The organism is Actinomadura harenae, from assembly GCF_003696215.1.
Lineage (GTDB): Bacteria > Actinomycetota > Actinomycetes > Streptosporangiales > Streptosporangiaceae > Spirillospora > Spirillospora harenae.
The window spans coordinates 35383-52767 of the sequence record NZ_RFFG01000025.1; the positions used below are offsets into that span (position 1 = coordinate 35383).

General features: G+C 73.1%; 19 protein-coding genes. 9 read left to right on the forward strand and 10 right to left on the reverse strand.

Annotation, left to right across the window (positions count from 1 at the left end; translation table 11 throughout):
• Window positions 1-18: 18 nt before the first annotated feature.
• The gene (locus tag EBO15_RS16080) at window positions 19-480 is read right to left on the reverse strand and encodes a winged helix-turn-helix transcriptional regulator (RefSeq protein ID WP_122195206.1); all 462 of its coding nucleotides are present in this window, start codon (window positions 478-480) and stop codon (window positions 19-21) included.
• Between the two features lie 99 nt (window positions 481-579).
• On the opposite strand from EBO15_RS16080, the gene EBO15_RS16085 reads away from it, so the two are divergent.
• The 3 genes from EBO15_RS16085 to EBO15_RS16095 all read left to right on the forward strand — a co-directional run bounded on the left by EBO15_RS16085 (window position 580) and on the right by EBO15_RS16095 (window position 3597).
• Window positions 580-2001: an MFS transporter gene (locus EBO15_RS16085; protein WP_122195207.1), complete on the forward strand. Its 1422-nt coding sequence runs from the start codon at window positions 580-582 to the stop codon at window positions 1999-2001.
• 62 nt (window positions 2002-2063) lie between these two features.
• Window positions 2064-2498, forward strand: a complete 435-nt coding sequence (locus EBO15_RS16090; RefSeq protein WP_122195208.1) for a GNAT family N-acetyltransferase — start codon at window positions 2064-2066, stop codon at window positions 2496-2498.
• Window position 2499: 1 nt separating this feature from the next.
• Window positions 2500-3597 (forward strand): winged helix DNA-binding domain-containing protein, encoded by a 1098-nt coding sequence (locus EBO15_RS16095; protein ID WP_122195209.1) that lies wholly within the window; start codon window positions 2500-2502, stop codon window positions 3595-3597.
• Here EBO15_RS16095 and EBO15_RS16100 read toward each other — a convergent pair.
• The 4 genes from EBO15_RS16100 to EBO15_RS16115 all read right to left on the reverse strand — a co-directional run bounded on the left by EBO15_RS16100 (window position 3587) and on the right by EBO15_RS16115 (window position 6417).
• A complete protein-coding gene (locus EBO15_RS16100; RefSeq protein ID WP_158628246.1) occupies window positions 3587-3967 on the reverse strand; it encodes an MmcQ/YjbR family DNA-binding protein in 381 nt (126 codons plus the stop codon). The genes EBO15_RS16095 and EBO15_RS16100 overlap by 11 nt on opposite strands.
• A gap of 31 nt (window positions 3968-3998) precedes the next feature.
• The gene (locus EBO15_RS16105) at window positions 3999-4637 is read right to left on the reverse strand and encodes a response regulator transcription factor (RefSeq protein WP_122195211.1); all 639 of its coding nucleotides are present in this window, start codon (window positions 4635-4637) and stop codon (window positions 3999-4001) included.
• A 169-nt stretch (window positions 4638-4806) separates the two neighbouring features.
• Complete coding sequence (locus EBO15_RS16110; protein ID WP_122195212.1) at window positions 4807-5391, reverse strand: MarR family winged helix-turn-helix transcriptional regulator; 585 nt, start codon at window positions 5389-5391, stop codon at window positions 4807-4809.
• Window positions 5392-5583: 192 nt separating this feature from the next.
• Entirely contained in the window at window positions 5584-6417 is an 834-nt protein-coding gene (locus tag EBO15_RS16115) for an NAD-dependent epimerase/dehydratase family protein (RefSeq protein WP_122195213.1), read from the reverse strand.
• Between the two features lie 358 nt (window positions 6418-6775).
• Here EBO15_RS16115 and EBO15_RS16120 point away from each other — a divergent pair, with 358 nt between their 5' ends.
• Window positions 6776-7294, forward strand: a complete 519-nt coding sequence (locus EBO15_RS16120) for an O-acetyl-ADP-ribose deacetylase (RefSeq protein WP_122195214.1) — start codon at window positions 6776-6778, stop codon at window positions 7292-7294.
• A 31-nt stretch (window positions 7295-7325) separates the two neighbouring features.
• On the opposite strand, the gene EBO15_RS16125 is transcribed toward EBO15_RS16120, so the two are convergent.
• Together EBO15_RS16125 and EBO15_RS16130 are read right to left on the reverse strand one after the other, a co-directional pair.
• Window positions 7326-7964 carry a response regulator transcription factor gene (locus EBO15_RS16125; RefSeq protein WP_122195215.1) on the reverse strand — a complete coding sequence of 213 codons (639 nt, stop codon included), beginning with the start codon at window positions 7962-7964 and terminating at the stop codon, window positions 7326-7328.
• Window positions 7931-9127 carry a sensor histidine kinase gene (locus tag EBO15_RS16130; protein ID WP_122195216.1) on the reverse strand — a complete coding sequence of 399 codons (1197 nt, stop codon included), beginning with the start codon at window positions 9125-9127 and terminating at the stop codon, window positions 7931-7933. The genes EBO15_RS16125 and EBO15_RS16130 overlap by 34 nt, the downstream gene beginning before the upstream one ends.
• Window positions 9128-9194: 67 nt before the next feature.
• Here EBO15_RS16130 and EBO15_RS16135 point away from each other — a divergent pair, with 67 nt between their 5' ends.
• Window positions 9195-9398 (forward strand): hypothetical protein, encoded by a 204-nt coding sequence (locus EBO15_RS16135; RefSeq protein WP_122195217.1) that lies wholly within the window; start codon window positions 9195-9197, stop codon window positions 9396-9398.
• Between the two features lie 70 nt (window positions 9399-9468).
• Here the strand turns inward: EBO15_RS16135 and EBO15_RS16140 are convergent, their stop codons facing one another.
• Window positions 9469-9933, reverse strand: coding sequence for a universal stress protein (locus EBO15_RS16140; RefSeq protein WP_122195218.1), 465 nt, complete (start codon window positions 9931-9933; stop codon window positions 9469-9471).
• An 80-nt stretch (window positions 9934-10013) separates the two neighbouring features.
• Complete coding sequence (locus EBO15_RS47065) at window positions 10014-12542, reverse strand: TIGR03084 family metal-binding protein (RefSeq protein ID WP_325051910.1); 2529 nt, start codon at window positions 12540-12542, stop codon at window positions 10014-10016.
• Between the two features lie 163 nt (window positions 12543-12705).
• Between EBO15_RS47065 and EBO15_RS16150 the strand changes: the two genes are divergently transcribed.
• Window positions 12706-13515: a class I SAM-dependent methyltransferase gene (locus tag EBO15_RS16150; protein WP_122195220.1), complete on the forward strand. Its 810-nt coding sequence runs from the start codon at window positions 12706-12708 to the stop codon at window positions 13513-13515.
• A 55-nt stretch (window positions 13516-13570) separates the two neighbouring features.
• Here the strand turns inward: EBO15_RS16150 and EBO15_RS16155 are convergent, their stop codons facing one another.
• The gene (locus EBO15_RS16155) at window positions 13571-14332 is read right to left on the reverse strand and encodes an SDR family NAD(P)-dependent oxidoreductase (protein ID WP_122195221.1); all 762 of its coding nucleotides are present in this window, start codon (window positions 14330-14332) and stop codon (window positions 13571-13573) included.
• Between the two features lie 218 nt (window positions 14333-14550).
• Here EBO15_RS16155 and mshA point away from each other — a divergent pair, with 218 nt between their 5' ends.
• The 3 genes from mshA to EBO15_RS16170 all read left to right on the forward strand — a co-directional run bounded on the left by mshA (window position 14551) and on the right by EBO15_RS16170 (window position 17337).
• The gene (gene mshA, locus EBO15_RS16160) at window positions 14551-15861 is read left to right on the forward strand and encodes a D-inositol-3-phosphate glycosyltransferase (RefSeq protein ID WP_122195222.1); all 1311 of its coding nucleotides are present in this window, start codon (window positions 14551-14553) and stop codon (window positions 15859-15861) included.
• Window positions 15858-16394 (forward strand): type III secretion system chaperone family protein, encoded by a 537-nt coding sequence (locus EBO15_RS16165; protein WP_378238512.1) that lies wholly within the window; start codon window positions 15858-15860, stop codon window positions 16392-16394. The genes mshA and EBO15_RS16165 overlap by 4 nt, the downstream gene beginning before the upstream one ends.
• Before the next feature lie 163 nt (window positions 16395-16557).
• On the forward strand, window positions 16558-17337 hold the full coding sequence (locus EBO15_RS16170; protein WP_122195223.1) for a phosphoglyceromutase: 780 nt from the start codon (window positions 16558-16560) through the stop codon (window positions 17335-17337).
• The last annotated feature ends 48 nt before the right edge of the window (window positions 17338-17385 follow it).

Below are 17385 nucleotides of genomic sequence, written 5' to 3' on the forward strand. Positions count from 1 at the left end.
TAAGGACGTTCTCGCAGGTCAGGGGGCCGGGGTCGTGGCGGCGATCTCGGCCTCCTCGGCGGCGCGCCGGTCGTAGGCGTCCCGCGCGGCGGCGATGGCGCCCTTGTGGGTCTCGGTCCAGTCGACGAGGGCCTTGATGGTCGAGTGCAGGCTCGCGCCCAGCGGCGTCAGCGAGTAGTCGACGCGCGGCGGGACGACCGGGTGGACGGTCCGGTGGACGAGCCCGTCCCGCTCCAGGTGCCGGAGCGTGCGGGTGAGCATCCGCTGGCTCACGCCCTGGACCGCCCGGCGCAGCTCGGTGAAGCGCAGGCTGCGCTCGTCCAGCAGCGCGATCACCAGCAGCGACCACTTGTCCGCGACGCGGTCGAGGATCTGCCGGGTCTCGCAGTCCTCCCGCGAGTCCCAGTGCGAGATGTCGAAGCCCTGGTCGGGGGCGGTATCCGCGCAGTAACCGGGGGACTTTGAAGTGCCGTCTTCCATGGACGTCGATGGTGCCTCACGATGCTGTCGGTATCAAGAGGTAACCGACGGGCCCATGGGGAACCGTCGTTCACGCTGCCGGAAGAGGTGTCGGGACCGATGAGTACGACTGCGCGCCGCTGGGGCGCGCTCCTGGTGTTGTCCGGGGCGATCTTCCTCGAGGGGATCGACATAGCGATGCTGAACGTCGCCCTGCCGTCGATCCGGGAGGATCTGGGGCTGTCCTCCGCCGCGCTGAGCGGCGTCGTCAGCGCCTACGTCCTCGGGTACGGCGGGTTCATGCTGCTCGGCGGCCGCGCGGCCGACCTGTTCGGACGCCGCCGCATGTTCCTGTCCTGGCTCGTGGTGTTCGTGGTGTTCTCCGGGCTCGGCGGCCTGGCGACCGAGGGCTGGATGCTGCTCGCCGCGCGTTTCGCGACCGGCGTCGCGGCCGCGTTCCTCGCCCCCGCCGGACTGTCGCTGGTCACCGCCGCGTTCCCCGAGGGCCCCGAGCGGACCCGCGCGCTGTCGGTGTACGCCGCGACGGCCGCGGGCGGCTTCACGCTCGGCCTCGTCGCGGGCGGCCTGCTCACCCCGCTGGGCTGGCGCTGGGTGTTCTTCGCGCCGGTCATCCTGTCCCTCGTCATCCTGGCCGCCGCAGTCCCGCTCGTCGGGGACGACGCGGAGAACGACCGCGGACGCCTGGACGTCCCGGGCGCGCTGCTCGCCACGACCTCGATGTCCGCGCTGGTCTACGGGGTCGTCCGGCTGGAGCACGCCGCGGACGGCCCGCTGGTCACCGCCGCCGTGTTCGCCGCCGGGATCGTCCTGCTGACGGCGTTCGTCCTGGTCGAGCGGCGGGTCAAGGAGCCCTTGGTGAGGCTCGGCGCCCTGCGCTCCGCGCCGCTCGTGCGCGCGAACCTGACCGCGCTGCTCTTCGTCGGCGCGTTCGGCGGCTTCCAGCTCCTCATGACCATCTACCTTCAGGAGATCCGGGGCTGGACGCCGATGCAGACCGGCCTCACCATGCTCGTCGCCGGGCTGGACCTCGTCCTCGCGCCCACCCTGACGCCCCGCCTGGTCAACCGGTTCGGCGTCGCCCCGGTCATCCTCGGCGCGATGCTCCTGGCCGCCGCCTGCTACGCCATCTTCCTGGGCGCCGGCCTGCACTGGACCTACGTCACGATGCTCCCCGGGCTGGCCCTCCTCGGACTGGCCTTCACCTTCGGCTACGGCCCCCTGACCATGGCCGCCACCGAAGGCGTGGACGAGTCGGAGCAGGGCCTCGCGGGCGGACTGCTCTACACGTCCATCCAGTTCGGAACGGCACTGGGCGTCTCCATCGTCACCGCGGTCAACGTCGCGTCCCTCACCGGCACCACTCCCGGCGAGGCGCTCGACGCCCTCCACACCGCCATGACCGTCCCCGTGGGCGCCGCCGTCGCCGGAGCCGTCGTCATCTCCCTCGGCCTCCGCCGCCGTCGCGCGACCGCCGAGGCCGGATCGGCGCCTGTCCCCGAGCCCGTCCGATCCGAGGTCTGATCTGGGTGCCTCGCGTGCGGGCGGGGCCCCGGATCGTCGGTGGCACATGGCAGGATGCGGGAATGATCGAGATTGGTGCGCTTCGTCCCGACGACCGTGACGCCTGGGAGGTGCTCGCGCGTGGGTACAAGGCCTTCTACCGCACCGAGGTCCCCGACGAGGGGTACGACCTCGCGTGGGAGCGGCTCCTGAAGGGCGACGAGGTGTTCGGGCTCGGCGCGCGCCTCGACGGACGCCTCGTCGGCATCACGCACTACCTGTTCCACGTCACGGTCTGGGACGAGGGCGGCTGCTACCTCCAGGACCTGTTCGTCGACGACACGGTCCGCGGACGCGGCGTCGCGCGCAAGCTCATCGAGGCCGTCGCCGAGGCCGCGCGCGAGCGGGGCATGGCGCGCCTGTACTGGACGACACAGGAGCACAACGCGACCGCACGGCACCTGTACGACAAGGTCGCCCAGTACAAGGGGTTCCTCCGCTACGACTACCCGCTCTGACATGGCCGCCACCCTCGGACGACGTGAACTGAACCGGGCCCTCCTCGCCCGGCAGATGCTGCTGCGCCGCCACCGCGCGGGCGTGCTGGAGACGATCGAGCACCTGGTCGGGATGCAGGCGCAGGCGCCGAACCCGCCCTACCTCGGCCTCTGGACGCGCCTCGAGGAGTTCGACTTCGACGAGCCCGGACGGCTGCTGCACGAGCGCCAGGCCGTCCGCATGGTGCTCATGCGCGGCACGCTGCACCTGGTCAGCGCCCGTGACGCGCTCAGGATCCGGCCGCTCACCCAGACCGTCCTCGACGGCTACCTGCGCGGCCGGCGCTCGCCGCACGGCCTGGACGGCGTCGACCTCGACGCGCTCCGTGAGGCCGCTCGCGACCTGGTGACCGCCGAACCCCTGTCGGACAAGCAGGTGCGGGAGGCGCTCGCCGAGCGCTTCCCCGGGCACGACGCCGCGGACCTCAACTGGGCGGCGCGCTGCATGCTGCCGCTCGTCCAGGTGCCGCCGCGCGGGGTCTGGGGATCGTCCGGCCTGGCCCGGCACACCGTTCTGGACGCCTGGCTCGGCGAGCCCCTGGCCGAGCCGGACGTCGAGGCCCTCGTGCTGCGCTACCTGGCCGCGTTCGGGCCCGCGAGCGTGGCCGACGCGCAGCACTGGTCCGGCCTGACCAGGCTCGGCGAGGTCTTCGGACGGCTCGGACCGCGCCTGCTCACCTTCAGGGACGAGAACGGCCGCGTGCTGTACGACGTGCCGGAGGCGCCCCGCCCGGACGCCGGAACGCCCGCGCCCGTCCGGTTCGTCCCGGAGTTCGACAATCTCACCCTGGCGCACGCCGACCGGACCCGGATCGTCAGCGAGGAGCACCGCAAGCGGCTGTTCACGGTGAACGGGATCATCCGCGCGGCCGTCCTCGTGGACGGATTCGTGCGCGGCATGTGGAAGGCCGAGGCCAAGCGCGGCTCCGCGACGCTCCGGATCGAGGCGTTCGCCCCCATCCCGGACGCCACGCGCGAGGAGCTCACGGCCGAGGGCCTGCGCCTGCTCGAGGCCGCCTACCCGAAGGCCGCCGACCGCGGCGTGGTCTTCACAACGTGAGCCGGTCGGAGAGGCGTTTCGGGGCCAGCAGCCGGTAGCTCTCGGTGGCCAGCTCGGCGATCTCCTCCCAGTCGATGTCGGGGAGGTCGAGCCGGACGCCGACCCACCCGTGCTGGCCCATGTAGGGCACGCTGAAGAAGCGCTCGGGATCGGACCCGAGGAGCGCCTGCTGCTCGTCCAGCGTGACCTTCAACCAGAGCGACACGCGATCGTCGCCCTGGTGCCCGTCCAGGTACCAGCCGAACGTCTTCCTCCGCACGCGGAAGGTCACGTACGGGCCGTGCCCGGACTCGGTGGCGCTCGCTTCCGGGAGGCCCGCGCAGATCTCGGTGAGCCGGGCCTTGCGCCGCTCGGTCTCCTTCTCGTCCATGCCCGCCATCATGCGCGACGGCACCGACAGTTCAGGCGTCCAGGTACCGCAGAACGGCCAGGACGCGCCGGTGGTCGCCCGGCGCGGGCGGGAGGCCGAGCTTGCTGAAGATGTTCGCGACGTGCTTCTCCACGGCGCGTTCGGACACCACCAGGGCCCCCGCGATCGCGGCGTTCGAGCGTCCCTCGGCCATGAGCCCGAGCACCTCGCGCTCGCGCGGCGTCAGGCCCGGCAGCTTCCGGCGCTCCCCGCCGAGCAGGTGCGCGACGACCTCGGGGTCGAGCGCCGTCCCGCCGTCCGCGACGCGCCGCAGCGCCGTCTCGAACTCGTCGAGATCGGACACGCGTTCCTTGAGCAGGTAGCCGACCCCGGACGGCGTCCCCGCGAGCAGCTCGGCCGCGTACCCGGGCACGATGTGCTGCGAGAACAGCAGGACGCCGACGGACGGGTGGTCGCGGCGCAGCGCGAGCGCGGCCCGCAGGCCCTCGTCGGTCCAGCCCGGCGGCATCCGGACGTCGACGACCGCGACGTCCGGGGCGTGCTCGGCGACGGCCGCGACCAGGGCGTCCCCGTCGCCGACCGCCGCGGCGACCTCGTGCCCGCGCATCCGCAGCAGCTGGACGAGGCCGTCCCGCAGGACCACCGCGTCCTCGGCGATCACGAGGCGCATCGGCGTCACGGCGTACGCGGGGAAAAGGGCATGGTCACGGCGGGGGCCTCCGGGGCGGGCTGTGCACGATCGTTCGCGCTCCACGGTAGCGATCCGCCGAGACGGCCCGCACGACACTCCACCTTCGGACGGGCGGGAACAGGGTTCGGACGGCCCCGGCGTTCGGGTCTCAGGCGGCGTCGCAGTCCGGGGCGCCGGGACCGTCGTCCAGACCGGCGTCGCTGGGGCAGAGGCCGACGGTGGGCACGGCCGGCTCGGCGTCGGTGGGGCAGACGGGGGTGTCCGGGCAGACCGGGACGTCCGGGTCGAGGCCGGTGAGCAGGGTGGTGAGGACGTCGTCGAAGGACACGAGCTGCTCGGGAGTGAGCCGGTCGAACACCAGGCGGCGGACCTCGCCGACGTGCCCCGGCGCGGCCTTCTCGACGACCGCCATGCCCTCGTCGGTCAGGGACGCGATGATCGCGCGCCGGTCCTCGGGGTGGCGGCTGCGCTCCACCCAGCCGTTGGCCTGGAGCTTGTTGACCGCGTGCGACAGGCGGCTCGGGGACGCGCGGACGACCGTGGCCAGCTCGGTCATCGTGAGCGACCGGCCGGGCGCCTCCGAGAGCATCGCCAGGATCAGGTAGTAGCTGAAGGGCAGGCCCTCATCGCGGCCGAGCTGCCGCTCCATCGCCTCCGACAGCAGCCGGGAGAACGCGACGAAGGCGCGCCAGGTCCGCTGCTCCTCCTCGTCGAGCCACCGGGTGTCCGTCATGGCCCCATCGTACTTGAAGTTTCAATGATTCGGCCGCACTGCTCCCGGGAAAACCCTCGAAGGCGGACGGAGGGTGCAGATCGGACGTCCGGGGGCCGCGCCGCCCCCGGCGTGTCGCACCAGGCCGGTCCGGCCCGGCGGGCGGATCGACGGGCGGATCGGCGGATCAGGGCCGGACCCGGCCCGCCCGGCTCAGTCGATCTCGGCGAAACCGTCGCGCCAGGACTCCAGGCGCGGCTTCCAGCCCAGCTCACGCGCCCGCGTGTTCGACACCGGACGCCCCTGCTTCGCGGCGTGCCGCGCGGTCGGCGGGGTGGGCGCCCCGAGCGCCGAGCTGTAGACCGGCAGCCACTCGGCGGCCGTCGCGGGCTCGTCGTCCACGATGTTCACCGGGCCCGCGGGCCAGTCGAGCGCCGCGACGGCCGCCGAGGCGGCGTCGTCCACGTGCACGAAACAGGTCCAGGTCGGGGTGAGCGACAGGGCTCCCGCGTGCACCCGCTCGGCGATCGCCCCTCCCGGGGCGTACCAGGTGCCGGGGCCGTAAAACGCTCCATAACGGAGCACGACGCCGTGCGGCATCTCGCCGACCGCCTCCTCCAGCGACGCGACGGCGGGGTGCGGCTGGAGCGACGGGTCGAGCTCGTCGTCCTCGGTGGCGGGCTCGGCGCCGGGCCGGTAGACCCAGGCGATCGACTGGGCGATCATCCGCTCCACGCCGGCCGCGCGGGCCGCGTCCACCAGGTTGCGCGTGCCGTCGATCCGCAGCCGCGAGTTGGCCGCGAAGTCCTCCGCGGACAGGTCGGTGAGCTGGTGGATCACCACGTCCGGCGCGTGCTCGGCGAGCGCGGCGGCCAGGGCCGCGGCGTCGAGGACGTCGACGACGACCGGTGTGGCGTGCTGGTCGGCGACCAGTTGCGCGCGCTCGGGACTGCGGGTCGTTCCGACGACCTCGTGACCGGCCTGGACCAGCAACGGGACCAGCCGCCGCCCGACCACGCCGGTCGCGCCCGCGACGAGAATCTTCAAGGGGGGCACCTCCACGACTTTCACACCATTGTGGTCGCTGTAGCGGCAGGATAGTGCCGCCTGTGACGACGTTTTCTCCGGCGGTTCGCTCGTTCGTGACCTGGGCGCCACCACGGGCCCAGCGGTTCGGCCGGGGAACGGCCGCCGTTTTATCGGTACTTTCCGGTATTCCATGAAACCCGATGCCGCCCGGTCGTGCCCGCCGTTTGGCCCCTCCCGGCCCGGATTTCGCGTTCCGGCACCGTGTTTAACGTTCCGGACCCCCGAGCAGGGTTCCCGGCGGGATCAGAGAGCGGCTCGTCGTCCGGAAATGAGTATTTTCGACTGGACACTCCGCTGGTGAGGTGAAGGGGAAGCGATGAAGATCACGCTGGTGCGCGGCGACATCACCGGGCAGGAGGTCGACGCGGTCGTGAACGCCGCCAACTCCTCACTGCTCGGCGGGGGCGGGGTGGACGGCGCGATCCACCGCCGCGGCGGACCGGAGATCCTCGACGCGTGCCGCAGGCTGCGGGCCGCGCACTACGGCGGCGGCCTGCCGACCGGACAGGCGGTCGCCACCCCGGCCGGACGCCTCCCCGCGCGCTGGGTCATCCACACCGTCGGGCCCGTCCACTCGGCCGCCGAAGACCGCTCGGCCCTGCTGGCGTCCTGCTACCGCGAGTCCCTCCGCACGGCGGACGAGCTGGGGGTCTCCTCGATCGCCTTCCCCGCCGTGTCCGCCGGGATCTACGGCTGGCCGGTGGACGACGCGGCGCGCATCGCCGTGACGACCGTCGCGTCCACGCCGACCACGGTGGAGGACGTCCGGTTCGTCCTGTTCACCGAGGAGGCGTACACGGCCTTCGAGCAGGCCCTGAAGGCACTGGGCGGATAGTTCGGGCGGATGGTTCCTCCCCGCGCGCCGGTCAGGGCCGTCCTTCTCCGGAGATGAGGCCGCGGCGCATCGCGGCCATCACGGCGGACATCCGGTCCGAGACGCCGAGCTTGGCGAACACGCGCAGCAGGTGCGTCTTCACCGTCGCCTCGCCGATGTGCAGTTCCCCGCCCACCTCGGCGTTGGTGAGGCCCCGCGCGACCAGTTCGAGCACCTGCGCCTCGCGCTCGGACAGGGCGGGGGCCGACTCCGCCGCCGCGAGCCGGTCCGCGGCGTCCCGGCACAGGGCCCGCCCGCCGGCGGCGACCGTCCGCACGGCCAGCGCGAGCTCACCGCGCGACGCGTCCTTGAGCAGGTAGCCGGCGGCCCCGGCGGCGATCGCCTGCGCGATGTCGCCGTGACCCGCGAACGTCGTCAGCACGATGATCCGGTACTCCGGGGCCAGCAGCCGCAGCGCGTTCAGCCCGCTGCCGCCGGGCATGCGCAGGTCCATGAGGATCACGTCCGGACGCAGCCGGGGCACGACCGCGACCGCCTCCGGCCCGGACGCCGCCTCGCCCACCACCGTCAGGTCCGGCTCCGCGACGAGCATTCCACGCAGCCCCTCCCGCACGATCGGATGGTCGTCCACGATCATCACGCCGATGGTGCCGTCGTTCTGGCCGGACATGGGATCACCGCCTCAACGGTCGTTCCTTCACCGGGCGCACTGGTGAGGACCAGTTCACCTCCGGCCTGCTCCACCCGCGTGCGCATCCCGCCGAGCCCGTAGCCGCCGCTCGTGCGCGCGAGGTCGAAGCCCGGACCGTCGTCGGTCACGGTCAGACGCGCGTCGTCCGGTGTGAACTCGACGCTGACGGCCACTTCACGCGCGCACGAGGCGTGCCGCCGGACGTTCGCCAGCGCCTCCTGCGCGACGCGCAGCAGCACCGTCTCCACGTTCGTGCCAAGCGAACGCGGCGGACCGTCCGTCGCGAGGCGGGCGGGGAGCGCGGAGTCGTCCACGAGCCGCCGCAGCGCCTCGACCAGGGATCCCGTGGTCAGGGACGGCGGGGCGAGGGCGGCGACCACGGCGCGGGTCTCGGCGAGGTGATCGCGGGCGGTGCGCGCGGCCAGCTCCAGCCGGGGATCGGGCCCGAGATCGGCCATCGCGGCCTGGACCAGCATCCCGATGCTGGTCAGCCCCTGCGTGAGGGTGTCGTGGATCTCGCGCGCGAGCCGCTCGCGCTCGTTCAGCGCGCCCCGCTCCCGGCTGATCTCGGCGAGGTCCGCGCGGGTGCGGCGCAGCTCGTCGATCAGCTCGGCGCGTTCCGCGCTCTGCCGGGCCGTCCGGTCGATCCAGCCCAGCAGCGCGTCGCAGGCCAGCAGCCCGAGCATGATCGAGACGGTCAGCACCCACGGGAAGCCGGTCTCCCGCAGGATCCCCACGATGACGCCGATCGTCAGCAGCCCGGCCAGGGCCGCGGCGCGCACCGGGCGCAGCAGCAGGAAGGACAGCGGGGCGAGCGCCCCCATGATCGTCGCGGCCGCCGGGGCCAGCAGGACCGCCGGGACGAACAGCGCCACCATGATCGCGGCGAACGGGTACGTCCCGGGCCCGGGACGCCTCGGAAGCCGGATCGCCCGCCGTCCGAGGGCCGCGTACGCGACCCCCAGCGCCACCAGCAGGCCCGCCGCCACGGTCCGCTTGAGGTCGCCGCGGTCGTCCTCGGGGAGCGAGGTGATCGTCACCAGCGTCAGGAGGAGGAGAAAGGCGAAGTAGGCGTCCCAGTTGCGGAACGACCCGCGCCGGACGTCGTCGGCGCCCGAGTCCGCCTGGTCGCCGGCGCCCATCGCCGCCCTCACGTGTCCACCGATCGGTGGATACTACCCGGGCGTACCGGGCCAGAACATGCTTGGTATGGACAGAAGCGCCGCTTTCCGGCTGATGACGGCCGCCAGTGTGATCTACGGACTCGCGGTCGGCCTCGTGGCCTCGATCTCCGGCGGCCTGACCGCGCCCGTCGCCTCGGTCGGCGCCGCCCTCATCGGCGTCGGCTGGGCGCTCGCCGCGTTCTTCGCCCGCCCGTCCGGAGGCGGTCGCGACCGGTCCCGGAACCGGTAGTCCCGCGGCCGGCCGGAGGCCGCCTCATCATCGCCGCCCCGACGGGGGCGGATCGTTCGGGAACGGCGGGTCAGTCCTCCTTCTTGGCGTGCGGGACGACCAGCACGGCGCGGTGGGTCTTGTGCAGCACGCGCGTGGACACGCTGCCGAGGATCACCGAGCGGGCGCCGCCGAGACCGCGCGAACCGGTGACGATGACGTCGGCGTCGAGCTCCTCCGCGACGTCCACGATGCCCGCCCAGATCGGGCCGGTCGTCCGCGCGGAACGCGCCTCGACCTGCTCGAACCCGGCCTTGCGGGCGATCTCCGCACCGGCCAGCGCGAGCTGCCGGGCCTGCTCCTCCTCGGGCCACTGCTCGGAGTCGGGGTCCACGGCGAGCGCGCCGGCGGCGGCGAGCGGGGCCCAGTTGATCTGGCTGAGCAGGGGCTCCCAGACGGTCAGGATGGCGACGGGTTCGTGACGGAGCGTCTTGGCGGCGAACTCGATGGCGGTGCGCGCGTCCTCGGAGCCGTCGAAAGCGATCAGGATGGTCATGCTTCAGTCCTATCCCTTGATCGCCCGATTTCAACCCAAGGTGCCGAAGATCACCCCTGTGTGGAGGCCGTTCTCCGAGGTCAGGCGCGGGGCGGGCGGTCCTCGCCGGGCGGGCCGGCGAACGTCTGGACGACGTCCAGCCAGCGCTCGGCGTCGGCCCCCTCGGCGGTGACGGCCACGTCGGCCCGGTTCCGGCGGCGGGTCGCCAGCAGGGCGAAGTCGAGCGCCGGGCCGGTCACGCGCTGCGCGGCGTCCGCCGGTCCCCACGTCCAAAGGTCGCCGCCGTCCGGCGGGATGATCTCGACGCGGAACTCCTTCGCGGGCGGGGCCAGGCCGCGGTTGTGGAAGGCGAAGTCGCGCGCGCGGACGGCGATGTGCGCGACGTGCCGCAGCCGGCGCGTGGGCGCGCGGGTCACGCCGAGGGCCTCCGCGACGTCCTCGCCGTGCGCCCAGGTCTCCATGATCCGCGCCGTCGCCATGGACCCGGCCGCCATCGGCGGGCCGAACCACGGCAGCCGCGTCCCGGGCGGCAGCGCGGCGAGCGCCGCGCCCAGCTCCGCCAGGCCCTTGCGCCAGCGGTCCAGCAGCTCGGCGGGGTCGAGCCGCGCGCCGTCGGCGGCGGCGAGGTCCACGTCCTCGATCCGGGGCAGGTTCGCGAGGAACGCGCGGGGATCGGTGGCGGAGCGCAGGGCCGCCTCCTCCGTCCAGGTCAGGTGCGCGATCTGGTGGGCGACGGTCCAGCCCTCGGCGGGCGTGGGCGTGGCCCACGCGGCGGCGTCGAGGGGCGCGACGAGCGCGTCGAGGGACGCGCCCTCGTCGGCCATGTCGGCGAGCAGCGCGTTGAGATCCGGCATTCCGCCAGCATCACCCGCCGCACGGCCGGACGGAAGACCCCGGCCGAGCAGGATCCGGGCCGCCGCGTAGTCGGCCTTGCCGTTGGGCAGCCGGAGCGACGCGTCCGTCCGGACGAACGCCTTGGGGATCTTGTACCGGGCGAGGCGGGCGGCGCAGCCCTCCCGCAGGTCCGCGTCCGTGGGGACGCCGTGCGCGGCGGTGCTGTTCGGGGCGGTGCTGTCCGAGACGGTGCCGTCCAAGGCGGTGCCGCTCGTGGCGGTGTTGTTCGCGGCGGGACGCACGACCGCGACGATCTCGGTGCCCCAGCGCTCGCTCGGACGGCCGACGACCAGCGCGTCCGCGACCCCGGGCAGGCCCCGCAAGACGGTCTCGACCTCCTCGGCGAACACCTTCTCGCCGCCGGTGTTGATCGTGGTCGCCTCGCGTCCGTGCACGTGGACGGTGCCGTCCGGGAGGATCCGGGCACGGTCTCCGGCGACCACGACGCGCGCCCCGTCCACGGTCACGAACGTCTCGGCGGTCTTGACCGGGTCGTTCAGGTAGCCGAGCGGGATCGTTCCGCCCTTGGCGAGCCAGCCCAGCTCGTCCTCACCGGGCGCGAGCGCGCGGGACCGGTCGGCGCTCAGCACGACCGCGCCGGGCGAGATCGCGAACGGCCGGTCGTCCGCGCCCTGCCGGGTCACCTGGAACCCCGTCTCGGACGACCCGAGGACGTCGACGATCCGCGCGCCGGGAAGCAGCTCCAGCAGGCGCCTCTTCACGCCCGGACTGATCCCGGCGGCCGAGTTCAGCAGCGTCCGCAGCCCGTCCAGGGCGTGCTCGCGGCGTTCCAGCTCCGCGACGATCGGACGCGCGAACGCGTCGCCCACCAGCGGAAGCCTGGTGATCCGCTCGCGCTCGGCGACGGCCAGCAGGTCGGCCGCGTCCAGGCCGTCCACGCGCGCCGGGAACACCACGCACGCGCCCCCGCACCAGCCGCCGAGCGCCGACCATGTCCCGGCGCCGTGCATCAGCGGCGGCCCGACCAGCACCCTCGCCGTCGACCGGACGGCCCGCGCGACCGCCTCGTCCAGGTCGGTGATCGCGGTGTGGTCGCGCCGCCGCATGCCGAGCGGGCCGAGCATGAGGTCGCCGATCCGCCACAGCACGCCCTTGGGCAGCCCCGTCGTCCCGCCTGTGTAGAGGATGTGCAGGTCAGCAGGGGAGGGGGCGACGTTCAGGGGGGCGTCCGACGCGTCCTCTAGGGCGTCCTCGTATGCGCGCGCGTTGGGCGGCTGGGCGGTGCCGGACTCGTCGTCCACAGGAAGGAGCAGAGGTTGGAGGCCGGTGCGTTCGAGGACTTCAATGATTCGCGGGGCGTACCGGGCGTGGTAGATCACCGCGCTCGGGCGGGCGTCCTCGAAGAGCCGCGCCAGCTCGTCGCCGGTGTAGCGGTAGTTGACGTTGAACGGCGCGACGCGGGCCATGTGCGCGCCGACCAGGCCCTCCAGGTACTCGGGGCCGTTGTGCAGACAGAGAGCGAGATGATCGTGTGAGGACTCCCAGGGTTCCGTCTCCCGGACGTGCCGTCCGAGCCCCTTCCCCCGCAGCACCCGCGCGAGCCGCCGGCTCCGCTCGACCATGCTCCGCCACGTCCGCGCGTGCCGCCCGTCCGCGTCGTGCCAGACCAGGCACTCACGCTCAGGCACCGCCTCCGCGATCCCTTCGAGCAGCGCGACCAACTCGAGCTGCTCCTCCGGCGAGGGCTCTCCCACATCCCCCTCCCTACCCGCCCGACGCTCGGGCTCGTTCGCTCGGGCCTGGGCGGAATCGGGCATCACGGGCTCCCTCGGGCGCGCACGGACGGGAGATCACCGTAACCGAACACTTACGGAAGCAGAATCCAATTCGGTCTTTCGGGCGGCGACAATCGACGGCGTGGCACGCGCGACCAGACCCCAGGGGGAGGTGACCCGGGGGACGACGAACCCCAACCGGCTCCGCCGAGCGGACCGGTGGACGGCCGCCACCCAGGGACGCCTGCTGCGCGCGGCGCCGCGCCCGCTCGCCGTCGACCTCGGCTACGGCGCGACCCCGATCACCACGATCGAGCTCTACACGCGCCTGCGCGCCGTCGCGCCCGCGGTCGAGGTCGTCGGCATCGAGATCGAGCCCGACCGCGTCGCCGCTGGCCGGGCCGTCCAGGCGCGGTATCCGGGGCTCTCGTTCCGGCGCGGCGGGTTCGAGCTGCCCGTCGACCGTCCGCCGACGCTCGTCCGCGCGTTCAACGTCCTCCGGCAGTACGACGAGGACGCCGCCTGGCGGGCCTGGGACGACCTGACCGCACGGCTCGACCCGTCCGGCGTGCTGATCGAGGGCACCTGCGACGAGGTCGGCCGCCGCGCCGTCTGGGTGACGCTCGACCGCACCGGCCCCCGGACGATCACGTTCGCCGCGCACCTGCCGTCCCTCGACCGGCCGTCCGACCTCGCGCCCCGGCTGCCCAAGACCCTGATCCACCGGAACGTCGAGGGCGAGGCCGTCCACACCCTGCTCGCCGACTTCGACCGCGCGTGGGCCATCGCCGCGCCGCAGTCGGTCTTCGGCGCGCGCGCCCGCTGGACCACGGCCGTCGAGCACCTCGCGGCGACCCACCCGATCTGCGCGACCCCTCCCCACGGCGGAAGAGGCCGCTGGCGCCTGGGCGAGCTCACCCTCCCCTGGTCAGCGGTCGCCCCCACCCGCTGACCCGGGCGAGGCGCCGTGACGCACCAGGGTCGGGCTTCCGGGAGGGGCCGCGGGGTCAGGCCTCGCGGTGGAGCTTGTACGGGGCGGCCTGGACGCGCGGCTGGACGTCGATGCGGTCGATGTTGACGTGCGCCGGGCGCGTGACGGCCCAGGCGACGCAGTCGGCGATGTCCGCGGCGACCAGCGGTTCCGGCACGCCCTGGTAGGGCTTCTCGGCGCGCTCGGTGTCGCCGCGGAACCGGACGAGGCTGAACTCCTCGGTCTTGACCAGGCCGGGAGCGATCTCGGTGATCCGCACCGGCTGGTCCACGAGCTCCAGCCGCATGACCTCGTTCACCGCGTAGGCGGCGTACTTGGCGGCGTTGTAGCCGGCGCCGCCCTCGTACGCGACGTGCGCGGCGAGCGAGGTGATGTTCACCACGTGCCCGGCCCCGGACGCGATCATCTTCGGCAGCAGCGCCTTGGTCACCCGCAGCAGGCCGAGGACGTTCGTGTCGTACATCGCCTGCCAGTCGGCCGGGTCGGAGTCCGCGACCGACTCCAGGCCGACCGCGCCGCCCGCGTTGTTCACCAGGACGTGGCAGGAGTCGAGCGCGCCCGCCAGCGCGTCCACCGACTCCTGCGAGGTCACGTCCAGGGTGATCGGGACGACCTTGCCCGCGCCCGGCACCTCCTCGGCGATCTCCGCGACGAGGGCCTCCAGCCGGTCGCGGCGGCGCGCGGCCGCCACGACGTTGAACCCCTCGGCGGCCAGACGCCGCGCCGTGGCCGCTCCGATCCCGCTGCTCGCTCCGGTCACCACCGCCGTTTTACGCATGCCGCACAGCTTCCCAGACCACCCCGGGAACGCAGGCCACAGGGGCACCCCCGGAGGCCGCGAACCCCCTCGGGGCGGAAGGAAACGCCCTTCCCGGGCACGCGCGAGGAACCGCTTTCCGGGGCGGGGAGGGCCCTGACCGGCCGCGGGAAGACTCGTCTCCCGAGGCGGGAACAGTCGAACCGGTGGATAGGTTGCACTACCGGAGGTGGTGTCCGGTGTCGGGTCGTATCAACCGAGTTGCGACGATCAGCCTGCATACTTCGCCCCTGGATCAACCGGGCACGGGCGACGCGGGCGGCATGAACGTCTACGTCGTCGAGACCGCGAAACGGCTGGCGGAGCGGGGTGTCGAGGTCGACGTCTTCACCCGCGCGACCTCCCGGGCCCTGCCGCCCGTCACCGAGCTGGCCCCCGGCGTCCTCGTCCGCAACGTCGTCGCCGGGCCGTTCGAGGAGCTGGACAAGGGTGAGCTGCCCCGCCACCTCTGTACGTTCACATCCGGCGTCCTGCGCGCGGAGGCCGCCTACGACCCCGGTCACTATGATCTGATTCACACCCATTACTGGCTTTCCGGCCAGGCCGGATGGGCCGCCAAGCGCCGCTGGGGCGTCCCGCTCGTCCATTCCATGCACACCATGGCCAAGGTCAAGAACGCCGCCCTCGCCGCCGGGGACGCCCCCGAGCCCGCCCTCCGCGTGAACGGCGAGCAGCAGATCGTCGACACCGCCGACCACCTCGTCGCCAACACCGCGAAGGAGACCCGCGAACTCGCCGGTCTCTACGCCGCCGACCCGTCCCGCATCGCGACCGTCAGCCCCGGCGTGGACCTGTCCCTGTTCCGCCCCGAGTCGCCCGTGATCGCCCGCGGCACCGGCCTGCTCCCGCACCGCACCGGGCCCGCGCGCCGCCGCCTCGGCCTGCCCCGGGACGCCTTCGTCCTGCTGTTCGTCGGCCGGATCCAGCCGCTCAAGGCCCCCGACGTGCTGCTTCGCGCCGTCGCGCTCATGCTCCACCAGGAACCGGCGCTGCGCTCCAAGATCGTCGTCGCGGTCGTCGGCGGGCCTTCCGGGTCCGGACGGTCCCGTCCCGAGGGCCTCCAGCGGCTCGCCGCCGAGCTCGGGATCGCCGACGTCGTCCGGTTCGAGCCGCCCTGTCCGCAGCGCGAGCTCGCCGAGTGGTACCGGGCCGCGGACGTCACGGTCGTGCCGTCCCACAACGAGTCGTTCGGGCTGGTCGCGGTCGAGTCGCAGGCGTGCGGGACGCCCGTCGTGGCCGCCGCCGTCGGCGGATTGCAGACCGCCGTGAAGAACGGCGAGTCCGGCGTCCTGATCGACGGGCACGACCCCGCCGACTACGCGTCCGTCCTGCGCCGCCTGTACGCCGAGCCCGGCACCCACCTCCGGCTCGCGCGCGGCGCGGTCCGGCACGCGCAGGCGTTCGGCTGGGACGCGACCGTGGACCGCCTGCTCGAGGTGTATACCGGTGCGACGACCCGCGAGGCGATGGTGAAGGAGATGGCCCGTTGAGCCACGGCGAGCAGCCGACCCCGGCGGACGACCCGACCCCGGGGGACGACCCGGTCACGGTGATCGAGGAGGCGCTCCGGTCCTCCGAGCTGGAGTACAGCGTCCCGCGCGAGGGCGCGTTCTTCGTGAAGCTGCCCGGCCAGCACAAGCTCGCCACCATGACGTGGCTGATCGTCGGCGACCACAGCCTGCACGTCGAGGCGTTCTTCTGCCGCCAGCCGGACGAGAACCACGCCGACTTCTACCGGTTCCTCCTCGAGCGCAACGGCCGCATGTACGGCATGTCGTTCGCGCTGGACGAGACCGGCGACGTCTACATCGTCGGCCGCCTCCCGCTCCACTCGGTCACCGCGGACGAGATCGACCGGCTCCTCGGCTGCGTCCTCACCTACTCGGACGAGAACTTCGACAAGGCCCTGGAACGCGGCTTCAAGACCTCCATCCAGAAGGAGTGGGACTGGCGGGTCAAGCGAGGCGAGTCCCTGGCGAACCTGCGCGCCTTCGCGTCCTTCGCCGACCCCGCCAACCGCTGACCCCACCCGCACCCGCACCGTGCCCGCCGACCCGGGCGGGCCGTGCCCGCCGATGGCCGCCGACCGTTGATCTTCCGGCGGCCGCGGAGCGCCTGACCTGCGGGCCTCCGGCCTCCGGCCTCGCGGACGGACCGCCCGGAGAGGCCCGCTAGGCTCTGATGCCATGGCGACCCTGGTTTTGCTGCGGCACGGCGAGAGTGTGTGGAACGCGGAGAACCTGTTCACCGGCTGGGTGGACGTGGACCTCTCCGCCAAGGGCGAGAGCGAGGCGACGCGCGGCGGCGACCTGCTGCTCGACGCCGACATCACCCCTGACGTGGTGCACACCTCACTGCTGAAGCGGGCCATCCGCACGGCGAACATCGCGCTGGACGTCGCGGACCTGCTGTGGATCCCGGTCCGCCGGTCCTGGCGGCTCAACGAGCGCCACTACGGCGCGCTCCAGGGCAAGAACAAGGCCCAGACGCGCGACGAGTACGGCGAGGACCAGTTCATGGTCTGGCGCCGCTCGTACGACACCCCGCCGCCGCCGATCAAGGACGACGACCCGCTGTCCCAGGTCAACGACCTGCGGTACGCGTCCCTGCCGTCCGAGTTGATCCCGCGCACCGAGTGCCTCGCGGACGTCGTGGACCGCCTGCTGCCCTACTGGTACGACGCGATCGTCCCGGACCTGGCGAACGGCGGCACCGTCATGGTCACCGCCCACGGCAACTCGCTGCGCGCCCTGGTCAAGCACCTGGACGGCGTCTCCGACGAGGACATCGTCGGCCTGAACATCCCCACCGGCATCCCGCTGGTGTACGAGCTCGACGACGACTTCGCCCCGCTGAAGCGCGGCGGCGAGTACCTCGACCCGGCCGCCGCCAAGGCCGCCATCGAGGCCGTCAAGAACCAGGGCGCGAACAAGAACAAGAACCAGGGCGCGAACAAGAAGAAGTAGCCGGAGAACGTCGAAGCCCGCCGCATCCTGCAAGAGGACGCGGCGGGC